The organism is Methanobacterium sp. BRmetb2 (assembly GCA_003491285.1).
Classification (GTDB): Archaea; Methanobacteriota; Methanobacteria; order Methanobacteriales; family Methanobacteriaceae; genus UBA117.
Genome location: CP022705.1, coordinates 1,064,367 through 1,090,003 on the forward strand (window position 1 = coordinate 1,064,367; position 25,637 = coordinate 1,090,003).

The window sequence follows — 25,637 nt, forward strand, 5'->3', positions numbered from 1 at the left end:
TTGATGAAATATTTTAATTATCGTTGATTAACTTTTTCTCTTTGATTGGTTTGATTGTTTTAAAGTTAGAGTCCAGAACATTCCTAATTTGCCTAGCAATTTTTTTACCAATACCTTCAACTTTCTTTAATTCTTCTTCAGAAGCACATATAATTTCAGTTACACTTCCAAATTCTTCCATTAATTTTTTAGCTGTAACTGGTCCTACGTTGGGTAGGGATTCTATAATGTACAACTGCTGTTCCCAGATGGTTAATGGTTTCTTTTCTGTTCTTATTTGTATTTCAGGCCTTTCATGCATTTGTTCTCTTAGAGCAATTCTAAAAATCATTGCAGCAGTATCCTCTTGTGAACGTGTAGGGATTATAGGTATTCCAAAATCAACAGTTACAGATGCTAAAGCTCCTCTAATAGCGTTGGGATGGATGAAACCAGAGTATAAATCATCACCTTCCAATATAATCAATGGTTTATTGAAATTTTCAACCAATTCCTTGGCTTGTTTATACAATCTTTTGTCTATTATGGAGCTTACAAAGTCTTTAGCTGTTTTTCTTTCTATAGCCACCTCATCACTGACCTGATAATCAGCTACAGCCAAACTTTTTATATTAATTTTAATGTTTAGGTTATGAAGTTCTCGCAGAACTTTAGAATTTTGTTCTCTGGAATCTGCGTAGATTAGAGGAATTACAGATTCTACATCAAAATCTCCTGGTTCCACATATTTATTTTCTTTTATTGAATTATCAACGTTTTTTTCTTTTTCTAAATCTTCTGTTTCTTCTGAACTTTCATTAATTTCTTCAGTAAGTTCTTCTTCAACACAATAATCATTACCTATAACTTCCATTCCTTCTTCAATCGTTTTATTTAATATGTTAACTTTTAAATCTTGCTGATATCCATTATCTAATGTTTTTCGCATCTGCTTTTCCTTATTGATACTGGACCAGTAGTAAGCTTCATCTCTGGTTCCTTTAGTCATTAATATAAACATACGTCCCTTATCTTTCCGTCCAGTTCTACCTCTCCTCTGGATCATCCTTATTTCTGAAGGAACAGGTTCGTATAAGATAACCAAATCCACTGCAGGGATGTCTATGCCTTCTTCAGCAACACTTGTTGATATTAAAACGTCATGTACCCCCATTTTAAATGCTTTTATTATTTTTTTCTGCTCTTTTTGAGTTAAACCTTTTTCATTTTCCCGAGGGGCTTGGCCAAAGAATTTCACAGCATTGATGTCCTCACCAACACACTTTTGATAAATTTTTTCGACTGTATCCCGATACTGGGTAAATACTATGATTTTTGAATCTTTTTTTTTCAGTTCTTTTTTTAAAATTTCAACCAGTTTTTCTAGTTTAGGATGCTCAATATCATTGTTAAAAGCTTTATGCGTCAAATAAATTGCCATATTAAATTCTTTATCATTAATAAGACCTTTAGCAGCCTTAGTTTTTTTGCTACGAAGTCTGTGGAAATACTTTTCCAAATTACTTATTCCTTGGGTTTCTAAAAGCTCAATAGCATGTAATATGTTTATCACTGCGCTGAGTAGAGATATGGCCACAAAACATTTCTTGGGCGGTTTGATACTTCTTCCTATTCTATTTTGTGCTAGGCTTTTTGCTCTTAGAATGTCTTTTTTACTAACATTTACAATTGAACTTATGATACCCATTTTTTTCAGGGTCATTAAACGTGATTTTAATGTCTTTTCCATATGGGTTTTAATGTCCTTCAATTCCTGTGGTAATTCTACTTTTACCCAGTTGACTTCGACTGGATTAAAATAGGGAGATACGTCCTTATCTTCCTCATTTTTTATTACTACATCTTTTATGAAGAGATTTTCACACACACTCTTGACTCTTTCTTCATCCCATCCCGGAGATGCAGTGAGTCCTAATATTAAGGGATTTTTACTATCTTTAATATATTTACTTGCCAGAAAAACATAGGAATAAGAACCTACACCCCGATGACATTCATCAAAAACGAGTAAAGAAACATTTTTTAGAGTATATTTTCCAGAAATAAGGTCAGATTCTACAGTTTGTGGGGTAGCACATATCACTTGCGATTCTTGCCATCTTTTAGTTCTATCTTCCGGTTTTATATCACCAGTAATGGAAGTTACGGTTATTTTCAAAAATGCTCGGAAGCTCTCCTCATGTTGAACCACTAATGGTTTGCTAGGAGCTAAAATCAATATTTTTGAGTTTTTTATTTTTTGAATTCTTTCTGCAGCAACCAAAACAGCAACAATAGTTTTCCCAAGAGCAGTAGGTGCTACTATCATACTGTTACCTTTTTTAAGCACTCCTGCAGCTAAAATTTGCTGATAAAGACGGGATTCTATTTTTTCAGGTTTGATTAGAGGATGCTCGATCCATTTTGACATAATAGTATATTATAAATAATTAAATAAAAATTTGTAGGATAAATCTGGTTAAATTAAAGATATAAAAACAAAATTATTCATTTTTTTGAAAAATATGAAACTTTAATTTTTTAAAAATAGATAGGGCCTTTATTTTTTTATGATTAAATTTTCAAAATCATCAAAAACAACATCTAAACCACACATACTAGGGACGTAGTTAGCTGCTTTGGCAGAATCTACACCTATTACTTCAAAACCTAAATCTTCTATGGGCGAGACCACCATACATGTATCGCACACGATTTTTCCACCGGCTTTTTCTATCATAGCAGTATATCCCATTCTATCTGCAGCGGCTTTCATGTTTAGGGATGTACAAACCCACAACTCATTTTTCAGTTCTTTCCCCACAAGATGCTCAGCAATATGTTGAATTTCATCCAGGGAGGAATGAGGACATCCAAGACATATTAGATCAGGCTTTTCAGTAGAAGTGGATAATTTTTCCCTAGTTTCTTTAATTTCTGCTTCTCCAAAAGCTATTTTGTCAATTTTTTCCTCTAAAATTAGTTCCTGTGCAAACTGATGTTCCGGTGTCAGGTCTTCGACATGATAAAGTGCTACTGCACCAGAAGATGCAAGCGCTGCTCCTAAACTTTTCAATTCATTAGATGAGGGTTTATTTTTAAATTTAAAGTATGGGATTCCATCTTCTACTATTTTACCCACAATGTAACCTATTGCTCCATAGTCTGCTCCATGAGCTTCAGTTTCAATCTCTACCACCCAGTTTGGAATCCTTTCTTCAGTCAGATGATAACCATAAAGGGGTGTTTTCCCACATATAGCTGCAGACAAGGCTCCAGGCCCTCCTTCGCGGTTGGTTCTCGCCCCTAATACTGAATTGGCATAAATTACTGCAGATGATTCAGACCATGCAATATGAGAACCCATAAGTGGAACATTACCAATTAAATATGGAGTACAAGTACAAGTAGTCATGACATCCATTTTACGATAAGCTTCCACTATTTTTAACTGTCTTTTTGTAAATTCTTCCGTAAATCCCAGTTCTTTCCATTTATCTAAATCCACACCAGCAGGATTTAATGTGGAGGGGACGCACGTTTTTGCTTTTGGATCACGAGCTAAATCCTCTAAATATTCCAATCCTGCGTCGCCTATAGTTTTATAGGATACACCAGAAACTTGGGCAGAGGATATATCAACCATTCTTTCAGCGTTGTAAATATCACCCAGTGCTACTAAAATTTCCATGCTTTTTTGTATGGTGCTTCCATATTGACCACTGTACATTTCTTCTTCTTCTGGTGTTAAATACATTGAAATCTCCCTTTAAGAGTTGATCTGTTCTGATACAATATCATTTACTAAATTTAAAAAATTATCCATTTCTTTATAGGGTACTACTGCTCCAGCGGCAATGTTATGCCCGCCTCCAGCACCATTGAAGCTTTTAGATGCCTGTTCTAATGCCTTACCCAAATTTACTCCATTTTGAATTTGTTGGTTGGTGGTTCTTCCTGAGATCTTTATTACGTTGTCCATTTTGGATATGGCTATAACTGGTTTTTCTGGATCTAAATACCTTAATTCCAACCCAACACTAGCCAAAGTACCCATTAAACTCTTTTTACGTTTATCTTCAGTATAAATATGTTGAATATAATCTAATTTAACAGATCCTTCCTTTTTAATCCAGTCAATTCCATTTACCAAGTTATCCTGGTATTTTTTGACTAATTTTTGAGCTTCTTCCACTGATTCTTTTTTGTCTCCCAAACAAATACTCAAACCTAGTCCATATTTTTTATTTTTACCACAAGCGTCTAATACCCGGGCATAATCTTCAATATTTTTCAGAGGAGGAACTTCCCGAGGCATACTGTAAACAGTTCCAAAGATCTTTTCGTTGACTTTGATTAACTCCTCTTTTAAGATATCTCTTTCTTCGTTACTAAGATCACTGAATTTTATCCCATAAGAAACTCCCATTTTTTCTAAAAATCCCATTGAACCTTCTAAATCTCCTGTGAGGCCGGGTAAAACAGGATTAATGGTGTAGGCTAGTGATTTATAAATCGGTTCTTCGTTTTTGTATGCAATTTTCAAGTCGTCGTGCATTTCCACTGTTCCGGCTTGGATTCCTTCATCCAATATCATCTTATTAATACCAGTAAATCCATCAACACCTTGCATATCTCCGAATGCTCCAGTTAATGCTAATCCTGCCAATTCTTTATTATCCATCCCTCTAACAATTATATAAGAGACACCGGAGGCGCTAACATCCTTTGTACCGTCTATTTCATAAAGATGGGGATTTATGTGGGTTATGTTTTTGATTTCATCATCACTATCGCCAGGTGTTTGGTGGTGATCAGCCACTATAACTTCTCTTTTTAGTCTGCTTAGAGGTTCTAAGGCAGCACTTCCCATATCACAAAAAAAGAATAATTTATATTTTTCCTGAGCCAGCTTTTTAATAAAACCTTCACGTAGGCGGGGTACAATGGTAACATGAAATTTACCATTAAGTTTTGAAATTGCGTTACATATTATTCCAGCTGAAGAAAGGCCATCAGAATCATTGTGAGAAATTATTCTCACAATATGATCCTGTTCTATATGACTTTTAAGAAGATTTCCAGCTTCTTCAGCTTTATTTAACAAGTAATGCTGCTTTTTTTGGTTCATATCTCCAGCCTTCAGGTAAAACGCCCTCTCTGGTGTAATATCTTACCAATCTTCTAATATTAGATTCAATAATTTGCAGACCTCTTTTAGTGTGAAGGTCCTTTGGATTTTCTGTTAAGTGTTCCCTAATATTAACTGCTTTTCTTATTAAATTCATTAAATCTTCTGGATATTCTAATTTTTGACCGTGATTTTCCAGTATTTTTGTAATTTTCATTCCAGTTATTAATTTAACATCAGGAATTCCATACTGGTCTCTTAAGATAATCCCAATTTTACTGGTGGAGTTACCTTCTTTTCTTAGTTTTAATATTAATTCTTCTATTTCTTCGTTTGAATACTCGATCCATTCAGGTTTGATGGCCATTTAATCACCTCTATAATCCTTATACCATATTGCAAACTTTTCAAACGCTTTTCTGCGGTGTGAAAATTCGTTTTTTACTTCAGTTTTCAACTCGCCAAAAGTTTTTTCATATCTTTCCGGATTGAAAAGCGGATCAAAAGCAAATCCATGGCTTCCTTTTTCTTTATATGAAATATGTCCCTTAACAGCACCTAAAAAAGTCTCGGGTTCGGAGTTGGGCATGCAAAATCCAACAACCGACCTGAATTCGGCGTATCTGTCATCAACATTATTCATCAGCTTTAAAATACCTTTGTTACCAATTGTTTCCTGAACATACGCAGAATACGCTCCTGGAAACCAGTTTAAGGCTTTGATAAAAAGACCTGCATCTTCAACAATCACAGGTTCTTTCAAACGACTTGCAACATCTTTAGCACCAAAAGAAGCAACTTCTACTAGTTCTCCTTGTATTTCAGGATACCCTAAGTTTAAATGTTCAAGTTCTATACCAAAATTTTCAAAGATATGTTTGGCTTCTTTTACTTTGTGTTTATTACCAGTTATAAATGTTATCTTCATAAGTTCATCTCAAGGATACTTAACAATTAATATTAAGTTTCTCATTTATCAAATTCCTTTTATTTAATTTATTTTTTAATCAATATAACTCAAAGATCAAGCCATGTTTGTAGTATATCTTCCCCTTCCTTCAATTTCTTTAATCTTAGCTATTATTCGCGGGTAATTATCTGCTAACTTATATCCTTCCAAGACATATTCAAAGCATTTTTCAGCAACTTTGTAATGTATGTTGTGAATAGCTTTTTTAAATACTAATAGATCTACTCCTTTATCTTCTACTTCTTGGGAAACTTTTCCCAGACCAAAATCAAGGAAATATATTTCATTATCACTTAAAATCATATTTGAAGTAGTTAGATCGCCATGAATTATACCACAATTATGGAGTTTAGCAATATTTTCACCTATTCTAATACCAATATCCCCCATAATATGTGTATCATTGTTTAATACATTTTTAATCAGTTCACCACCTATCTTCTCCATTGTCAAAGAGTAATCTGCTTTGTTGATATCATAAATAAGTGGTGTAAAAACGTCACATCTTTTAGCTTCGTTTAAAAGCCGGGCTTCTTTTTTGGTCCGGGTTTTCCTTAAATAAAAATCCATTTCTGGGATACGATAACTTTTTGATGCCCTTTCCTTTATTATAACTTCATTATTCATCCAATATTCAGAATAGATATTAGCTTCAGCACCTTTTGCCAGAATATCATCTGGTAGAGTTAGATACTTCTGTGAACTTTTCATCCAGGGAACATCTACTTCGTCAGTCCGGTACCTTTGAATTACAGTTGTTTCATCCAAACTTTGCCGGAAACCATTTTTATACATTAAATATCCTAACCAGGCTATCATAGCCCCATTATCCCCACAGTATTTAACTGGAGGTATGAAAAATTCAGCATAGTGTTCTTCAGCCATAGTGGCCAGCATTTCCCTTAATCTAGAGTTAGCAGCCACCCCACCACAAAGCATCACTTCTCCCTTTTTTGAATGTGCAAGAGCCCTTTCAGTTACTTCTACAAGCATAGAAAATGCAGTTTCCTGTAAACTGTAACACAAATCTTCTAAATTAATACCAGATTCATATTTTCGAATAGCAGCAGTTAAAAGACCTGAAAATGATAAATCCATACCTTTAACCACGTACGGTAATTTAATATAATTATCAGATTTTTTGGCAAGTTTTTCAACCACTGGACCTCCCGGATGGCCCAATCCCACTGAACGTGCAAATTGGTCCAGACAATTTCCTATAGCAATATCCAGAGTTTCACCAAACACACGGTATCTGCCACTGTCAAAGGTTATCACCTGACTATTACCCCCACTCACGTAGAGTGATATAGGATCTTCAGCACCAGTGGTAAGTTTACCAATCTCAACATGGCCAATACAATGATTTACACCTAATATTGGAATATTTAATGTTAATGCAAGTGATCTTGCTGCAGTAGCCACGGTTCGAAGCGCTGGTCCTAAACCCGGGCCACGAGAGAACGCCACCATATCAATTCCCTTTAGTGTTAATTTAGAAATTTCCAAAGCCTCTTTTATTAAAGGTAAAATTGAATTAGCATGGTGTTCTGCTGCTTCTCTTGGATGGATACCACCACTAGCTGGTATTAAAGCTTTTCCAACTGAAGCTAATATATTTCCTTCAGAATCTACTAATCCAACTCCAGTCTTTTCTGCAGTTCCTTCAATACCAATAACTATCAATTCTATCACATTTTTTAGTTTTAAAGCTATATAATTCACTATTTCTACTAAAAATATTATATTATAATAAGTTAATTATTTTTAATTTAGTTTTAATATATAATCAACAATTAAAATTAGTTCGTATTTTTTCTATAATTTAATATATGATTTAACATAAACGGACAATTAAGATGATCTCTATATAATAAATTTTCTCTGATATAAAAGAAGGTGGAATAATATGAAGGATAATATTAAAGTTTTTGGCTCATCAAACACTCTTAATCAATTAAAATGTAAGAATTCTTTATTTCTATGTGTTATTGCCAGCACAAAAACATCTAACATTGAAGGGATAACTGGAGCAGGGTTAACGCCGGAATTGACTGATTTCACACCTGCTGCTGATGTAGAATTAGTGGTTTTAGGCAATCCAAAGTGTTTACCGGAAATACCCCGGACGGTTATTGGGGGAGAAGCTGCTCCCACACCAGCCGTGATCACTAAAGCAGCTTTGGAGCTGACTGACATACCATTTATAGTAGTAGACGCAGGTTCAGCAGTTAAACCCAATATTCCTTATATTAGGATAAATGATGAACCCGGTCAGGATATTAGTACAGGTAAATCAGTTAAGAATGCTAAAGAAATTTTTGAAAAGGGAAAATTATTGGGAAAAACGCTCTCCAAACTCACAGATCATATAATAATTGGTGAAAGTACGCCCGCCGGCACAACCACAGCTCTGGGAGTGTTAACTGCTATGGGTTACGATGCAAAAAGTAAAGTTAGCGGAAGCATGCCTGAAAATCCTCATAACCTCAAATATAAAGCGGTTTTTGATGGATTAAAAGCGGCAGGCTATGAAAAAGGTGATCTCCATCATGATCCCATTAAAGCAGTAGAAGTAGTGGGAGATCCTATGATCCCTGCTGTAGCCGGAATAACCATGGGTAGCTCTGTAAGAGTAACCCTTGCCGGAGGCACCCAGATGACATCTGTTTGTGCTTTCATAAAAAAGTTGATGCCCAACTTTGATTTTAGCAATATATGTATATCTACAACTATATTTGTTGCAGAAGATGAAACTTCTGATATTAACTTTATATCACGCCAGATAGATGATATCACCATCCTGGCAGTGGATCCTGAATTCGAAAAATCAAATAACAATGGACTTAAAAGTTATGTTTCTGGATCAGTTAAGGAGGGTGTAGGTGCAGGAGGAGCAATGCTCGCTGCTCTATTAAATGGTGCTTCTATAGATGAAATTAGAATTAAAACTGAAGAATTATGTGAAAAAATCTTTTAGTCAGTTAAAATACTTTAAATCTTATTTATAATGGGATAAATGAGATACGTTACTTTCAAATTATCTCCATTAATACGGGGGATGTTTAAATTATATTTCCTTAAAAAGAACACATTTTTAAAATTTTTTAAAGGTTTCATACCTTCTAAACGGGTTTTATTAGCAGGAATAGTATTTTACATAGCTGGATTTCTCTTGGCTGTATTAGATCCAGAGACAGCTCAGTTAATTTTTAAAGGCGGTTTTCTATGGGGAAATTTGGAAGTAAAATTTCAACCACCATCTAAACTAACTTTAAATTATCTTACAGAACAATTTATTAATTATTTAGGTTTTAAATCTTTTAATATATTTTTGAATAATTTATTGCTTATTATTCTAGCTATTTTTTCAGGTTTTGCCCTAATACCGGTGGTGCTGATTGGACTATTCAGTTTCACCGGTTCTATAACTTATCTATTATTTTTGAAATTAGGGGTTCTTAAAACATTTTTAGTTCTTTTAGGATCATTTCATCTCTATCTTGAATTACTTGCAGGAATTTTAGCTATTGACGCATTCATTCTGTTTTATGGATCTTTTATCAAATCTATCCGGGAAAAATCAGCGTCTAACTTTAAAATAGCTATAAAAGAAAAGTTCATTCCATTGTTTTTAAAAATTACAATTCTTCTATTTTTTGCGGCTGTTTTAGAAGTATTTTGGAGTACATGGTGGGTTTATATCATTACCCAACAATATATTTCCTGGCTTGATTTTTATTTAGGGGTTTATTCAGCTTGGATAATCTAATTTTAATCAGATTTTATAAGAATTAGTTATTTTCGAGGATAATGAATTAAAATAATTCAAATAAAAAAAGTTAAGTTAGTACTAATGTGAAAATTAGTACAAAAGCACCTACAATCCAGCAGTAATAAGCAAATATCAACAAATTTCTCTCTTTTATTAATTTTAACATTAATTTAATGGCTAGATAACCGGATATTGCTGCTGCAATAAAACCCAGCACATAAGCACTTGTATTTACATCTAGACCCGTGCTTATGTCCTTTAATTGAACCAATGCTGCTCCTAATATTGCTGGTATTGAAAGTAAAAAACTGAAACGGGCTGCTAATTCTCTTTCCATACCTAAAAATAGTCCTGATGATATTGTGGCTCCTGAACGGGATATTCCCGGGGCAATAGCACATGCTTGGGCAACACCCATAATAAGAGTATTTTTAACGGTCATTTCTTTTAAACTAATTTTTTTAAGTGTCTTTCGTGATACCATTTCTGATCCCCATAGAAGAAAACCAGTGATGATTAGAAAGACTGATACTGCAGTTAAATTGCTGAATAAGCTTTCAAAAAAGTCTTTAAGCAAAAAACCAGCTAATCCTGCAGGTATTGTACCAATTATTATAAACCATGCTAATTTTTTAAATTGATCTTCTTTTATACCTTTTTTAAACTGACCACGAGGTATGTCTATAAGACTAGAGAAGAACGACTTTATCATATGTACAACATCTTTCCTGAAATATCCTAGTACAGCTATAAGACTTCCTAGGTGCAACAAAGTATCAAAAGATAGATTTGGTGCTAGTCCAGTTAATTCGTGCATGAATACGAGATGGGCCGAACTACTTATTGGTAAAAATTCAGTTAAACCTTGAACAATACCTAGAATTAATGCTTGAATAATATCCATTTTTATATCACCTTTAAATTAATAAACTGTTAAATCCTATTTTTAAAAATTATACTAAGTTAGAAGTTATAACTTATAATTATTAAATGAAGGTTAACCATCCATATTCATCCTCATGGCTACCATCAACAATACTGAAGAATTTTTCCTGTAGCTTTCGAGTTATTTCACCCCGGATGCCATCACCAACCACAATTTTATCTACTGATCGAACGGGAGTTACCTCTGCAGCCGTACCTGTTAAAAATATTTCATCAGCCAAGTAAAGCATTTCTCGGGGCAAGGGTTCTTCTTTAACCGTGATATCCATATTTTTAGCTAATGTTATGATGGAATTTCGGGTTATTCCCTCCAGAATAGATGCAGAAATGGGGGTAGTATATAAAACTCCATCTTTTACTAAAAAGATATTTTCTCCACTTCCTTCACTGATCTGTCCATGATAATCAAGAATAATACCTTCGTCGTAACCATTGGTCAGTGATTCCATTTTTACCAGCTGGGAATTCATATAGTTTGCTCCAGCTTTGGCCAAGTTAGGCAGTGTATCTGGAGCCATTCGGCGCCAACTTGAAACTCCAACATCAACTCCATATTCTATTGCTTCAGTTCCAAGATATTTACCCCATTTCCATGCAGCAACAATAACTTCTAATGGACAGTTTAGAGGATTTACTCCTAATTCACTGTAACCTCGAAATATAAACGGCCTTATATAACATTCAGTTAAGTTATTGATCTTTACAGTATCAACAACTGCTTCGCTTAGATAGTCTAGTGAGTAAGGTACTTCCATACGATAGATCTTTGCTGAATTAACCAGTCTTTTAACATGTTCATGCAAACGAAAGATTGCAGTCCCTTTTTTGGTATTATAACTCCGAATTCCTTCAAAAACGCTGGAACCATAATGTATAACATGGGATAAAACATGAACATTTGCATCTTTCCAATCAACGAGTTTTCCATTAAACCATATTTTTCCGGCTTCATTCCAGGCCATATAAAATCCCTCGATTATTCCTATAACATTTTTTGATTTATCTTAATTATATTCAAGAACAACTAATTTAATTATTAATTGACAGTTTAAAGCAAAATTAAACTTTAAATCTGTTAATATAATTATTTTATCTAATAATCATAGAAGACAACTAATATATAGTATTTTTTAATTAATAATAATTTATTGAATATAATATTAGATTATCTAAATTTTATAAAAATATCTTTATTTTAAATTATTATTTGACTTGGAAAAGTTTATATACTCAACCAAACAATAGTCAGAAATACTCACTTGGGCCGGTGGTCTAGGGGTATGATACCTCGCTTACAACGAGGTGATCAGGAGTTCGAATCTCCTCCGGCCCATTAGAATCCTTAATTTTTTTTAATGTAATCAAAACTAAAAAATGTTATTTTCATTATTTTCCTTCAATTTTTTCAACTTGAATTTTTGATCAGGATATTGTGCATTAAATGCTATTTAACTGATTATTTAATTGTAAAAACTAGAGGGATACTTTAAAATACTGGTTTTAAAAAATGGTTATTTAATTCTAAAAATAAGCAATATTATTTGAAAATTAAATTTTTAGAAAATTATGAGTAGTATAAGGACCAAAAGGGACACAAAGAATACTGTGGTGCCTTTTACCATGGTTACAGTTATGTCACGTTCTAAACTGAAAACTAGACCATATGCTAAGATTGCGGAAAATAAAATTTTGATAATTCCCAAAATAGCATTATTTACATTTCCATAGGCACCGATAATGGTAGAGATTATCCATGACAGACTTAAAACTATTAAAATTAGAACAACAGTGTTGCGAAGTATGTTTTTAATTCGCGGATCAAAAAAATTAGCTACTTTATCTCTTTTACGGTTAAGAGAACCTCTTTTTCCCGATTTCGCAAAAGAAGTGCCCGGATTACCTTCATAACTGGAGGGTACATATGAATCATCTATTACTTCAACTTCTTCACTTGTATATTCTACGTCATCTTTAGAAAACTTTTTTGCAAGTCGTAAAAGTCCATCATTATTTATGAGTTTTATATTTCTCCTAGCGGCGTAATTTTTAGCTTGTTGTGTAAAGTCGGAGGTAGTTACTATCACTACTTTAGATGCTTTAAGTGTTTTAGCTACCATTTCCATTTCTTTAAGGACATCAAGACCAACGTTCCACCTTTCATCATAATTTTTACAAGCTACAACTATTCCAATATCACCTAAAACAGTGGTTAAAACACCATAAATGTCTATAAGATGTCTGGAAGTTCTAAACTCTTTATAAACCTTGAAACCAGAATCTTCCATTATTTTTGCTACGAATTCGACTAGCTTGTTTTTCTTCATTTACATACCTTCGTACAAAGTGTATGAAAATTTGAACCCCTTATCCATATATGATAAAAGGTAATGCTCTTCACTTCTATTTATTATGATTATTAATATATTATCATTATTATATATGTCATTTCTTTTATTTTAACTAAGTAATTAAATATAACTAAAATTATCTTCATTTAATGAATTTTCATAATTACATAAAGTTTTTAGATGTTAAATTATATAGGTGCTTTTATGAGAATTGTTATTACCAACGACGACGGAGTTAACTCATCAGGAATTATAGCTGCCAAAAAAGCAGTTGAAAAGTTAGGCAAAATTAATGTTGTAGCGCCAGCAACACAGCAAAGTGGTATAGGCCATGCTTTAACACTTTTTGAACCTATTAGAGTTACAGCTACTAATTTAATGGATGGTAGTGAAGCTTATTCTGTTTCCGGGACACCAACTGATGCAGTAATAATTGGAATATTTGAAATAGTAGAAGAAAAACCTGATTTATTAATTTCCGGCATCAATATAGGTGAAAATCTTGGAATGTCTGAATTAACCACTTCTGGAACTATTGGGGCGGCCATGGAGGCAGCTGTCCATGGGATACCCGCTTTATCAGTATCTTTGCAGGTCACCAGGGGTGATATTAAGTTTCATGACGGTCATGTCGATGTGGATTTTTCCCATGCACAAAAAATGACGAGAAATGTGGCAAAAAAGATTTTAAATAAAGGATTACCTGCGGGGGTGGATTTTCTCAATCTGAATATTCCTGCATCTCATAAAGATAATAAAATTAAACTTACCCGGTTGGGAAAAAGAATGTACAAAATTCATATTAAAAAACGATTGGATCCACGTGGCAGACCTTATTACTGGATTGATGGTGATCCCGTAGAAAATGATACAGAAAATACTGATGTACATGTTCTAAAAAGTGAGAATTGTGCAACATTGACTCCTATATCTTTAGATTGCACTTCCCATCTTGATTCTATGCAAGGTTGGATAGATTAAAAAAATTATTATGCCAAATTTGGGGAATCATGATTATATGGATGTTTTAGATATTAAAAATAGAAAAAAAATACAAATTGAAGTTAATTATATTAAAAATCAACAACTTTTATACCTAAAATATTCTTTTCTCCTTCATAGATGGCTTGGGCAATTTGTGCACTGCCTAAAGATCCGGATATGGCTGGCAGGCTTATAACTGGAGCCAGATTTTTTACTTTATTTTTTATGGAACCAAAAATGTTTATTGGATATTGCATCGAACCCATAGATCCAGTAAGCACTATTCCTTCCAGTTTATTTTCACTAACACCGGCCAGTCCCCATATTTCCATTATAATAGTCATAATCATGGTTTCCATGGCTAGCATGGATTTTTTATCTCCACTTAAATAAGATTTTATAAGTTTTTCTTTTGCACGGGTCACTTTAGTTTGTATATGGGCCACTTTAACAGCTCCTGCGTGGGAGAAACATTCATTTGCAGTACGGATATTGTCATCTATATCCCTAATCATTTCTAAGTCTAACGGTCCGTGTATAATTCCCATAGCACCTAAACAAGCATCCACAGCACCATTGATCTTACCATTCTCTATTAAAATGCTGACTGTATTGGAACTTATATCTGAAACTATCATGTTTTCATATCCAGTCTTTAAAAAGGCATTATAACAAATACTAATTTTTTCAGAGCTGGCATGATGAGAATAAGCTGCTTTAAATCTATTATCCAAGCAGGGGGTATTTTTATGGAGTCCGGGGATAATAACAGTAGGAATATTAGAATCTAGTATTTCATCGTATACTATTGTTCCTCCACCGGTAACCTTACCTGCGCCACCTATCGAAATTATGCCCCTATTTTTAACTTTTTCAATAGGTTTTATGGTACTAATGCCATCTCCCATAGCATAGGTAATGGCCATTAACTGGATAGAGTTAGTATCTACTCTTTTTTGGAGTTCTTCTAGAGCAGATACTCTTCCTGTGGACAGTTCTTCTCTTCCTATTTTAAAATGAATTAATTCGTTGTTGAGGATGGTAAAAGAAACTCCAGTGGTTCCGTGATCCATCCCTACAAAAACCAACCATATCACCTTTATTTCTCTAGTCTGTAAAGTTTTTTGTATTTATTTTTCTAGTCCACAGAGTTTTCTGAGTTTGGAGCCCACCTTTTCTATTTGGAGTTCTCCTTCAATACTTCTTAACCGGTTGAGCATAGCTCTGTTGGCCTGGTTTTCCAGGGCCCATTCTTTGGTAAATTCACCTTTTTGAATTTCATCTAATATCTTTTTCATCTCAGTTTTTGTTTCACTGGTAATTATCCGTTCTCTTCGAGATAAACCACCATATTCAGCAGTGTTACTTACATCTTTCCACATTCCAGCAAATCCTTTTTCATATATCAGATCCACAATTAGTTTTAATTCATGACAGGTCTCAAAATAGGCTACTTCTGGTTGATACCCAGCTTCGACCAATGTTTCGAACCCTCCCTTTATTAATTCAGTTACTCCTCCACAAAGAACGGCCTGTTCACCAAATAAATCAGTTTCAGTTTCTTCTTTGAATGTAGTTTCTAAAACTCCAGCTTTGGTTAGTCCACAACCTTTTCCCATAGCCAGTGCAATGTCCAATGCATTACCAGTATAATCATTTTCTACTGCTACCAATCCTGGAATTCCGAATCCTTCTAAGTATTGTTTTCTAACCATACTACCCGGTCCTTTGGGGGCAATCATAGTTATGTTGATATTTTCCGGCGGTTTAATGTATCCATAGTGTATGTTGTAACCATGAGAGAATGATATGGTGTTACCTTCTTTTAGACCCGCTTTTATGGAATTCTCATAAACTTTGGCCTGAATTTCATCAGGTATGAGTATGTGTATTACATCTGATTCTTCTACAGCATTTTCAACAGTTAAAACTTCCATTCCATCATTTAAAGCTATATCCCAAGAGTTTCCACCTTTTCTTAGTCCAACAACAACATTTAAACCACTATCGGCCATGTTTCTAGATTGGGCCATACCTTGACTACCGTATCCTATAACTGCGATAGTTTTATCCTTTAAAACTTCAGTATTCACATTTTTTTCATAATATATCTTCATATTGCCACTTCCTCTCATAATAACTACTTAAAATAAATTTTTCATAAATATAAGCTATAATAATCTATTAGCATCTAATATTTTAATGAAAATTTACTTATAAAGTTTGTCCATACTTCCATAGAATAAACATTACAAGAATCATTCAATACCTAAATTAAATAAGTTAATGATTATTTTAGGGTTAAAAACACCTTAAATAACATTACATTGTCTTTATACCACGGGACATTGCAGTAGGTCCTGTCCGTGCTATTTCTTTAATTCCGAAGCCTCTGACCAAATCGATCAGGGTGTCTATTTTATCCGAATCCCCAGTAATTTCAATAGTGAGGGTTTCAGGACTTACGTCAATTATTCGCCCCCGGAAAATTCCTGCGTATTGTATGACTTCTGATCTTATTTTTTCAGTGGGTGAATTAACCTTAATTAAGCATAATTCTCTTTTAACGGTGGTTTCATATTCCAGGTCCCTGACTTTAATAACATCAATTAGCTTGTTCAGTTGTTTGGTTATTTGTTCTAGTACCTTCTCATCTCCTCTGGAAATGATTGTCATACGGGCCATTCCCTCTTTTTCAGATGTTCCAACTGTAATACTATCAATATTAAAAGCTCTTCGTGTAAATAATCCAGCTACTCTTTGTAGGACACCGGGCTTGTGCAGTACTAAGGCGCTAATAATATGGGTTCTTTCATCTTCCATTTTATTCACCTGCCTTCTCTTGGGACTTTTCATGATAGGTTATTTCTCCAGGAACTTCACTTTCCACTTTATATTCGCCTACTAATTCAGTAAGTCCACATCCTGGAGGTACCATAGGAAGAATTTCCTCTGGATCAATGATTATATCAAGTAAACTTGGTTCTCCTGATTTAAGAGCATTTGAGAGGGCATCCTTTATTTCACCAGGCCTTTCTACTCTTTCAGCACTGACTCCAAATGATTCTGCCAGCATTACAAAATCAGGAACTTCTCCCAGATGTGTATGGGACATTCTTTTGTCGTAGAACAATTTTTGCCACTGGGCCACCATTCCCAGCCGCCTATTATCTAAAATACATATAACGATCGGTATATCATATTCCTTTATAGTGGCCAGATCTTGGCATACCATTAGGAAACCTCCATCCCCACATACTGCAACAACATCTGTTTCAGGTTTAGCTACTTTAGCCCCCATAGCTGCGGGGAATCCAAATCCCATAGTTCCTAGACCTCCAGATGATAAAAATGTTCGAGGATGTTTAGATGTGAAATAATGGGCCATCCACATCTGATTCTGTCCAACATCCGTGGTTACTATCGTATCCTCGTCCAGTGTTTCGAATATTTCTTTGATAACTGTTTGTGGCTTTAATGGAACATCATTATACGACATTCTTGGAATACAAGCATTTTTAAATTCTTTAACATGATTTAACCATTTTTCAGTATTTAAATTCATTTTCTCTTTTAAAATCATTTCCAGGAGGGCGTTGAGCACATTTTTTGCATCTCCAACTATGGGGACATCTACTTCTATATTCTTACCAATTTCTGCAGGGTCAATGTCGATGTGTATTATTTTGGCATTTTTAGCAAATTCATCTACATTACCAGTTGTTCTATCTGAAAATCGGCATCCAATGGCAATTAAACAATCACATTCGTCCACCAAAAAATTGGCAGTTTTTCTTCCATGCATTCCCAGCATTCCAAGTGATAAATTATGATCTTCAGGATATGATCCTTTTCCTAAAAGCGTATTTGTTACAGGTGCTCCAATTGTCTCAGAAAGTTTTAACAGTTCTGGAGAAGATTCTGATATAATGACTCCTCCACCAGCGAGAATAACTGGTTTTTTTGATTTTATAATAAGTTTAGCCGCTTTTTTTATTTGAAGCGGATGACCTTTTTTTGTGGGTTTATATCCGGGAAGATCCATTTTTATGTCCTTTTCCCTTTTAAACTCTTCTTCTTGAACATCTTTAGGAAGATCTATAACTACTGGGCCGGGCCGACCAGTACTTGCAATGTAAAAACTTGATTTTATCATTTCAGGAATTTCTTTAGCTTTCATTGGTTGAAAACTGTGTTTAGTAATGGGCATGGTGATACCCAGCGTATCTACTTCTTGAAATGCGTCATTACCTATTAAATTACTTGGGACCTGGCCTGCTAGAGCTAGTATGGGTGATGAATCCATGTAAGCTGTTGCAATACCAGTTACAAGATTAGTTGCTCCTGGTCCAGAAGTACCGATGCATACCCCCACTTCTCCTGAAGCCCGCGCATATCCGTCTGCTGCGTGAGCTGCACACTGTTCATGTCTTACTAGAATGTGTCTTAGGTCTGAATCATAAATTACATCATATAGGGGTAGCAAAACTCCCCCTGGGTATCCGAATACAACTTCTACTCCTGCATCAGTTAGTGATTTGATTATGGCTTGGCCGCCCTTCATATAAACACCTTGAAATGTATTGTTACTTGAATTGTTTCATATTTGTAAATTACTTTATTAATTTTTTATATCTAATAATCACATTTATAAATTGATACATATAATTCTAAAAATCTAATACATTAGTTAATTCAGCCAATATTTTTAGAGAACTTCAATTTACAGAAAATAATTTAATTTATAATAAATTCTCATCGTAAGATTTAAGGATATTTAACAATCAATTTTTATCATACGTTACAATTAGAATTGTATATTACTTTCAAAATTAATATTAGAATATGATTTAAGTGTTATATTATAAGGGATAATCTGATGATTATTGCATATGGTATTAGTATAAATGATTAAATGGGATGATGATATGAAGATTCTTGTTGTAGGAACTGGAGCAAGGGAAAATGTAATATGTGAGGCAGTTAAGGACCATGCAGAGCTTTATTCTATTATGAGCAATAAAAATCCAGGAATAGCCCGAATTTCTGAGTATAAAATTGCCAATGAAAATGATCTAGACACAGTTAAACAATTTGCAATAGATAAAAATATTGACATGGCCATTATTGGGCCAGAATCTCCACTGGAGAAAGGTATTGTAGATTGTCTGGAATCTTTTGGTATACACTGTGTTGGGCCTACTAAATCTGCAGCTAAAATTGAGACTGATAAATCATTTATGAGAAAACTTTTTGAAAATCATAAAATAGACGGCTCTCTGGTTTACAGGGTTTTTGATAATTATACTGATGTATCCAATTTTATTGATGAATTTGAGAGAGATGTTGTAATTAAACCGGTAGGTTTAACTGGTGGAAAAGGTGTAAAAATTGTAGGAGAACATCTTAAAGATTCAAATGAAGCAAAAGAATATGCTAAAGAGGTAATTGATACTAAAATGGGTGGTTTTCCAAAAGTTGTTATTGAAGAAAGATTAATCGGCGAAGAATTTACTTTGCAAGCTTTTTCTGATGGTAATAATTTGGTTCCCATGCCGGCGGTACAAGACCATCCCCATGCATTTGAAGGGGATCAAGGCCCTATAACTGGGGGAATGGGATCATATTCGGATAAAGACGGATTATTACCTTTTTTAAATAAAAAAGATTATAATAAAGCAGTTAGTATAATGCAAGACACTATTAAAGCTATTAAAAAAGAAGCGGGTTCTTATAAAGGATTTTTATATGGTCAGTTTATGTTATGTGCTGAAGGGCCTAGTTTAGTAGAATATAATGCTCGTTTTGGAGATCCGGAAGCCATGAACGTTCTTCCTCTTCTTGAAACAAATTTCGTAGAAATATGTGAGGGTATAATTGATGGAACTCTTAAAAAGGCTAAATTTGAAGATAAAGCTACTGTGTGTAAATATTTGGTTCCTAATGGTTATCCGGGAAGTGGAAAAGCGGGACAAATATTAAATGTAAATGAAGAAAAAATTAGAGATAACGGGGCCCGGCTTTATTATGCAGCAGTTAATCAGAAGGACGATAAAATATTTACTTCTTCCTCTCGAGCACTGGCCCTGGTGGGAATCGGGGATAGCATTGAAGAAGCTGAAAAAACATGTGAGTCAGTAGTAGATTATGTCGAAGGAGATTTATTTCACCGTAAAGATGTGGGAACAGCAGATCTTATACAAAAACGGATAGATCATATGAACAAACTAAAAAAATGATTTATTTATATTTTAAATCAAATTAACTATAGCAAACTTTAAATAAAATTTTTACAAAATAGCATGCATTCTTCATATATTTTTTTAATGCATTATTTTTGGGGATGAAAACTAAATGAAACATCTTTTATCATTTTCAGATGCAAAAAATCAAGCAAATGAAATATTAGAATTATCTGAAAAATTTAAAAAAGGGTCAATCACTGGTAAACCATTAGATGGTAAAAGTCTGGCCATGATCTTCGAGAAATCATCGACCAGGACACGAATATCTTTCGAAGTTGGCATGTACCAGTTAGGAGGAAAAGCACTTTATCTCTCAATTAACGACCTGCAAATTGGACGGGGCGAAATAATTTCAGATACAGCAAGGGCAATGAGTCGGTACGTAGACGGGGTCATGATCCGTGCCAAAGAACATGCTGATGTGCTAGAATTTTCACAATATTCTGAAGTACCGGTTATAAACGGATTAACAAACAGGGAACATCCTTGTCAGGCATTCGCAGATATTTTAACAATCTACGAAAATAAAAATACATTAAATATTCATTTAACATTTTTGGGAGATGGAAATAACGTTTGTAATTCCTTATTATTAGCTTCAGCAGTGTTTGGAATGGACATGACTGTTATATGTCCTCGGGGATATGAACCAGATAAAGAGATAATTGATTTATCATTAAAATATGCCGAAACCTCAGGTTCCAACATTAAAATAACTGAAAATATTGAAGCTATAAATGGTGCAGATGTAGTATATACTGATGTATGGGTGAGCATGGGTGATGAAAAGGAAGAATCTCAACGTTTAAAAGACCTTAAAGATTATCAGGTAAATCAAAATATAATGGAAAAAGCTGATCCCCAGGCAATTGTAATGCATTGTCTACCTGCGCTTAGAGGTCAGGAAATCACTGCAGAAGTTATTGACGGCCCACAATCAGTGGTGTGGGATCAGGCTGAAAACAGGTTACATGCTCAAAAAGCCATTCTATACAAGCTTTTAAAAGATTAATCTAAAATTTTTTTTAAAAGAAGTTTTATCTTAAATACTTTTTTTTATTACATGGATTCAGGAGCATCTATACCTAATAAATTTAGACAATTTTTAATAGTTATCCTTGTTTTATCAACCAATACTAATCGAGATATTTCCTCATCAGAGCCTTTTACTGGCACTGATTTGTAAAACTTGTTAAATGCTCCAGCAAGATCCAATGCGTATTGGGCAATAAGATGCACCCTCCTTATTTTAGCAGATTCTTCTATGGTACTGGTGAACTTGGCCAATGTTTTAATTAGATCTACTTCTGCAGGGTGATCTAAAATTTCCATTTCAGATACATTGAGGCCTTTGGATGGGGAATAATCACATTTTTCCAGTAATTTACATGCTCGGGCATGTGCATATTGAATCGAAGCGCAACCCCTCTCAAAACTTAAAGCTTCATCCCATTTAAATACTATGTGCTTTTCAGGGGATAATTTGGCAATATAATATCTAATTGCACCAATACCCACTTTTTTTGCTATTTCGAGTTGTTCTTTTTGAGTTAAATCCGGACGTTTAACTTTTAATTCATCAACAGCTCTTTTAATGGCTTCATCTATCATCTCATCGACAGATATAAAAACTCCTCTTCTGGTTGACATTGAACCTTCAGGCAAGGTAATGAATTCATAAAATATTACTTCCGGACTTTTCGAACCTAGTATATTTAAGGCTATGTTTAGCTGGTCTATTGCCAGTTTATGATCTGAACCAAGCACGTCAATTAATTCATCTGAGTTTTCAGATTTATAAACATGATAAGCAAGGTCTCTGGTAGAATATAAAGACGTACCATCTGATCTTGTAAGAATCAATTCCTTTTCAATACCATAATCTTCCAGGGGCAGATATAAAACTTCGTTTCTTTTGGTAACATCTTTTTCTTTCAGTGTTTTTAAGATTTGATTCACTGAACCATCTTTAACGAATTTACTTTCCCATTCATAAGCATCATGAGCTACATTAATTTCCTTTAAAGTAGCAGATACTCCTTCTAAACATTTAGAAACAGCATTTTCAAAAATTTTTTCCAGTTCTCCTTCATCACCATGTTCGTACCGTTTTAATAAATTATTAATTTCTTTTTTTAGTTCAGGATCAGCTCTTAGTTTTTCGTTTACCTGGAAATATAATTTTCCAATTTCGTGATCTATTTTTTTGGATTCGTCAATTTTATGATCGAGATTGAGAATTCCCCAGACGACCATGGCAATTTGTCTTCCCATGTCATTGACATAGTATTGGGTTTCTACATCATAACCCGCGTAGCTGAGTATACGTGAAATTGAATCTCCAATAACGGAATTACGTACATGGCCTATGTGCAGCGGCCCATTAGGATTTGCCGAGGTGTGTTCCACAATAATTTTTTCTTTTTTTGCTTTTAATTGTCCATAATCTGCCTTAATAGATTCTATAACCATGTTTTGGAATTGTGGATAATTTAAATAAAAATTAATGTAGGGGCCTTTCATTTCTACTTTTTCAAATAAATCAGGTTTTTTCATAGCCTTGAGAATTTCTCTGGTTATGTCCATGGGTGGCTTTTTTAATTGTTTGGCCAATTGAAAAGATACTGTGGAAGCTAAATCCCCTAATTCTGGATTTGGTGGTTGTTCAACTTTTATTTCAGCAGGTTCTTCGTATCCAAGGTTATTAATAGCATTTTTTAAGGTAGATATCGCTTCTTTTTCTAGCTTTCTGTACATTGATTCACCTGATTTTTTGAGTGAGAATTATTTTTAAAATATTTATTATAAACTAAAAATTAGTTTATATTTTTAATTTATTAATAGCGTTGAATTATACAAAATATTATTCTCTTCAATTTTTCAAGATTTATTTAATAGTCTTGATTCATTTTTAATAAAATAAGGATTGTTAATAAAACAATCTTTAATTCATAATCCTCTTATCCAAAGAGTTATGTATCCTATTTTAGGTATAATAAATGGATTATTTCCTATTTCTACCACTTTGGCCATGATCTGGTTAGGATATACAGCCACCGGGTCAGGACTGGGGTTGTTATCTCCCTTGGTTATATAATATTTTTGCCCTTCGGAGTTTGTTCCAACTTTAATAATACGATGAATCACCGGCTCTGGAAACCAAGTTGCATCATATATTACAATATCTCCTACTTCCAGATCGTTTGGATTAACTTCTTGTAACCCAAACAAATTAGTTTTTTCAACTATTACAATATCTCCCCGGTAAAAAACTGGTTCCATACTACCTGAAACCACAACATTCATGTGTTGTGCTGCTATAATCCCAATTAATAAAATAGCGATATACCCTACTATTTCTTTTGTATTAGAAGACATTAATTTCCACCTTTATCTGAGTATGGCTCCTTTATCTGCAGAATTTACCATTTTACTATATCTTAAAAGCCAACCTTTTAAATCTTTTTTAGGAGACACCAACTGTGCTAATCTTTCATTTATTTCTTCTTCACTTAACATCACATCTAATTTGTGGTTAGGTATATCAATTTTTATCAAGTCACCATCTTTTAAAGCAGCTATGGGGCCTTTAGTCATAGCTTCTGGGGAAACATGGCCTATACAAGGCCCTCTTGTACCTCCAGAAAATCTTCCGTCAGTTATCAGGGCCACGGAGAGACCCATTCCGGATATTGCAGAAGTTGGATTTAACATTTCTCGCATACCAGGGCCACCTTTAGGTCCTTCATAACGGATTACTATTACATCTCCTTCTTTTATCTCTCCATTAAAGATTGAATTGACACACTCTTCTTCACTATTAAAAACTCTAGCAGGACCTTCAAATTCCATCATTTCTGGGCTAACCGCAGCTTTTTTTATCACTGCTCCGTTTGGAGCTAGATTTCCTTTTAATATGGCCAGTCCACCTTCTTTATGAACTGGATCATCCAAGGGACGGATAACCGTATAATCTAGTACCTTTGCATCTTTGATATTTTCTTTAACAGTTTGGCCTGTACATGTAATTAAATCTAAATTTATCTTTTCTTCAATATTTTTTAGAACCGCCGGTATACTGCCGGCTTTATCAAGATCTAACATACTATATGGCCCAGAAGGACTTATGGCGGCTAAATGCGGAATTTCTCTCTCTAACTTGTCAAAGAGTTCTAGGTCAATTTTTACACCTTTATCTTCCAGTTCACTGGCTATGGCAGGAATGTGTAAGATTGTATTGGTTGAACCTCCTAAAGCCATATCAACAGTAGCTGCATTTTCAAAAGCGCCCTGACTCATAATAAGAGAAGGAGTAATATTTTCATTTAAAAGTTCTATTATTTTTGACCCTGATTCCCTTGCTAATCTCATTTTTTTAGCAGCTACAGCATGTGCGGTGGCACAGTAGGGAAGACTCATCCCCATGGCTTCAGTTACACAGGCCATGGTGTTGGCGGTGAAAAGTCCAGCACAAGAACCAGCTCCGGGACATGCACATCTTTCAAGTTCATTTAATTCATCTTCTGACATTTTTCCAGATGATACTGCTCCAACTGCTTCATAAACAGTTATTAGATCAACTGATTTTCCTTTGTAGGTGCCAGGTAACATAGGTCCCCCAGTTACAAAAATGGAAGGGATATCTAAACGGGCCGCGGCCATGAGCATACCCGGAACTACTTTGTCACAGGTCGGAATCAATACTAGAGCATCAAAACTATGGGCTTGTGCCATACTTTCCACAGTATCAGCTATTATTTCTCGGGATGCCAGCGAATAACGCATCCCATCATGATTCATGGCAATTCCGTCACATATTGCCATGGTGTTAAATTCAAATGGAACTCCACCTGCTTCGGCCACACCTAATTTTACCGCATCAGCTACTTCTCTAAGGTGGATATGTCCAGGAACTATTTCAGTGAAACTATTTGCAATTCCTATGAATGGTTTTTCCATTTCTCCATCTGTTACTCCACATGCTCGAAGAAGTGTTCGATGAGGAGCCCTTTGTAAACCTTTCTTAATGGTGTCACTTTTCATAAAATCACCTATGTACATGATAAACCGAATTAGATGGTTGATCTTTAATAATTATTTAAACAAAATTTAATTTGATAAAATCCATTAACTGAATTATTTAATATTATTTTTAAGCAATATTTCAGCAAGTCTTTTTGGTTAGTTATATATTATATTTTTTCATTAGTTTACTTCTATATTAATATTTAATTTACATTAATAATATTATTCATAAACT

General features: G+C 34.1%; 21 protein-coding genes and 1 tRNA gene. 6 read left to right on the plus strand and 16 right to left on the minus strand.

Translation table 11 applies throughout. The features are described from left to right. Positions 1–13 precede the first annotated feature (13 nt). From CIT01_05445 to CIT01_05470, 6 genes are all read right to left on the minus strand, one after another. Positions 14–2,410, minus strand: a complete 2,397-nt coding sequence (locus tag CIT01_05445; GenBank protein ID AXV37679.1) for a Hef nuclease — start codon at positions 2,408–2,410, stop codon at positions 14–16. Positions 2,411–2,539: 129 nt separating this feature from the next. Continuing rightward, complete coding sequence (locus tag CIT01_05450; protein ID AXV37680.1) at positions 2,540–3,736, minus strand: hypothetical protein; 1,197 nt, start codon at positions 3,734–3,736, stop codon at positions 2,540–2,542. 12 nt (positions 3,737–3,748) lie between these two features. Next, complete coding sequence (locus tag CIT01_05455; protein ID AXV37681.1) at positions 3,749–5,110, minus strand: phosphoesterase; 1,362 nt, start codon at positions 5,108–5,110, stop codon at positions 3,749–3,751. After that, positions 5,076–5,477 (minus strand): 30S ribosomal protein S15, encoded by a 402-nt coding sequence (locus tag CIT01_05460; GenBank protein AXV37682.1) that lies wholly within the window; start codon positions 5,475–5,477, stop codon positions 5,076–5,078. The genes CIT01_05455 and CIT01_05460 overlap by 35 nt, the downstream gene beginning before the upstream one ends. Next, positions 5,478–6,038: a non-canonical purine NTP pyrophosphatase, RdgB/HAM1 family gene (gene rdgB, locus CIT01_05465; protein AXV37683.1), complete on the minus strand. Its 561-nt coding sequence runs from the start codon at positions 6,036–6,038 to the stop codon at positions 5,478–5,480. 96 nt (positions 6,039–6,134) lie between these two features. Beyond that, a complete protein-coding gene (locus CIT01_05470; protein AXV37684.1) occupies positions 6,135–7,766 on the minus strand; it encodes a Kae1-associated kinase Bud32 in 1,632 nt (543 codons plus the stop codon). Positions 7,767–7,989: 223 nt separating this feature from the next. On the opposite strand from CIT01_05470, the gene CIT01_05475 reads away from it, so the two are divergent. After that, positions 7,990–9,060, plus strand: coding sequence for a TIGR00303 family protein (locus CIT01_05475; protein ID AXV37685.1), 1,071 nt, complete (start codon positions 7,990–7,992; stop codon positions 9,058–9,060). 39 nt (positions 9,061–9,099) lie between these two features. Continuing rightward, the gene (locus tag CIT01_05480) at positions 9,100–9,852 is read left to right on the plus strand and encodes a hypothetical protein (GenBank protein ID AXV37686.1); all 753 of its coding nucleotides are present in this window, start codon (positions 9,100–9,102) and stop codon (positions 9,850–9,852) included. A gap of 70 nt (positions 9,853–9,922) precedes the next feature. Here CIT01_05480 and uppP read toward each other — a convergent pair whose 3' ends face one another. Together uppP and CIT01_05490 are read right to left on the minus strand one after the other, a co-directional pair. Beyond that, a complete protein-coding gene (gene uppP / locus CIT01_05485) occupies positions 9,923–10,759 on the minus strand; it encodes an undecaprenyl-diphosphatase UppP (GenBank protein ID AXV37687.1) in 837 nt (278 codons plus the stop codon). Between the two features lie 82 nt (positions 10,760–10,841). Next, the gene (locus CIT01_05490) at positions 10,842–11,762 is read right to left on the minus strand and encodes a branched chain amino acid aminotransferase (protein ID AXV37688.1); all 921 of its coding nucleotides are present in this window, start codon (positions 11,760–11,762) and stop codon (positions 10,842–10,844) included. Between the two features lie 299 nt (positions 11,763–12,061). On the opposite strand from CIT01_05490, the gene CIT01_05495 reads away from it, so the two are divergent. After that, positions 12,062–12,133: transfer RNA gene (locus CIT01_05495), tRNA-Val, on the plus strand. A gap of 223 nt (positions 12,134–12,356) precedes the next feature. Here CIT01_05495 and CIT01_05500 read toward each other — a convergent pair. Further along, a complete protein-coding gene (locus tag CIT01_05500; GenBank protein ID AXV37689.1) occupies positions 12,357–13,124 on the minus strand; it encodes a restriction endonuclease in 768 nt (255 codons plus the stop codon). A 228-nt stretch (positions 13,125–13,352) separates the two neighbouring features. Between CIT01_05500 and CIT01_05505 the strand changes: the two genes are divergently transcribed. Further along, positions 13,353–14,129 (plus strand): 5'/3'-nucleotidase SurE, encoded by a 777-nt coding sequence (locus CIT01_05505; GenBank protein AXV37690.1) that lies wholly within the window; start codon positions 13,353–13,355, stop codon positions 14,127–14,129. Positions 14,130–14,221: 92 nt separating this feature from the next. Here CIT01_05505 and CIT01_05510 read toward each other — a convergent pair whose 3' ends face one another. The 4 genes from CIT01_05510 to ilvB all read right to left on the minus strand — a co-directional run bounded on the left by CIT01_05510 (position 14,222) and on the right by ilvB (position 18,696). Continuing rightward, positions 14,222–15,220, minus strand: coding sequence for a methanogenesis marker 12 protein (locus CIT01_05510; protein AXV37691.1), 999 nt, complete (start codon positions 15,218–15,220; stop codon positions 14,222–14,224). Positions 15,221–15,262: 42 nt separating this feature from the next. Further along, positions 15,263–16,249 carry a ketol-acid reductoisomerase gene (locus CIT01_05515; GenBank protein AXV37692.1) on the minus strand — a complete coding sequence of 329 codons (987 nt, stop codon included), beginning with the start codon at positions 16,247–16,249 and terminating at the stop codon, positions 15,263–15,265. A gap of 205 nt (positions 16,250–16,454) precedes the next feature. Further along, positions 16,455–16,955 carry an acetolactate synthase small subunit gene (gene ilvN / locus CIT01_05520; protein ID AXV37693.1) on the minus strand — a complete coding sequence of 167 codons (501 nt, stop codon included), beginning with the start codon at positions 16,953–16,955 and terminating at the stop codon, positions 16,455–16,457. Position 16,956: 1 nt separating this feature from the next. Beyond that, entirely contained in the window at positions 16,957–18,696 is a 1,740-nt protein-coding gene (ilvB, locus tag CIT01_05525; protein AXV37694.1) for an acetolactate synthase, large subunit, biosynthetic type, read from the minus strand. A 364-nt stretch (positions 18,697–19,060) separates the two neighbouring features. Here ilvB and purD point away from each other — a divergent pair, with 364 nt between their 5' ends. Continuing rightward, positions 19,061–20,371 (plus strand): phosphoribosylamine--glycine ligase, encoded by a 1,311-nt coding sequence (gene purD / locus CIT01_05530; GenBank protein ID AXV38735.1) that lies wholly within the window; start codon positions 19,061–19,063, stop codon positions 20,369–20,371. A 115-nt stretch (positions 20,372–20,486) separates the two neighbouring features. Beyond that, positions 20,487–21,389 (plus strand): ornithine carbamoyltransferase, encoded by a 903-nt coding sequence (gene argF, locus CIT01_05535; protein AXV37695.1) that lies wholly within the window; start codon positions 20,487–20,489, stop codon positions 21,387–21,389. A 47-nt stretch (positions 21,390–21,436) separates the two neighbouring features. On the opposite strand, the gene CIT01_05540 is transcribed toward argF, so the two are convergent. From CIT01_05540 to ilvD, 3 genes are all read right to left on the minus strand, one after another. After that, positions 21,437–23,134, minus strand: coding sequence for an arginine--tRNA ligase (locus CIT01_05540; GenBank protein ID AXV37696.1), 1,698 nt, complete (start codon positions 23,132–23,134; stop codon positions 21,437–21,439). A gap of 192 nt (positions 23,135–23,326) precedes the next feature. After that, positions 23,327–23,755 (minus strand): signal peptidase I, encoded by a 429-nt coding sequence (locus tag CIT01_05545; GenBank protein ID AXV37697.1) that lies wholly within the window; start codon positions 23,753–23,755, stop codon positions 23,327–23,329. Positions 23,756–23,767: 12 nt separating this feature from the next. Then, on the minus strand, positions 23,768–25,420 hold the full coding sequence (gene ilvD / locus CIT01_05550; protein AXV37698.1) for a dihydroxy-acid dehydratase: 1,653 nt from the start codon (positions 25,418–25,420) through the stop codon (positions 23,768–23,770). Between the last annotated feature and the right edge of the window lie 217 nt (positions 25,421–25,637).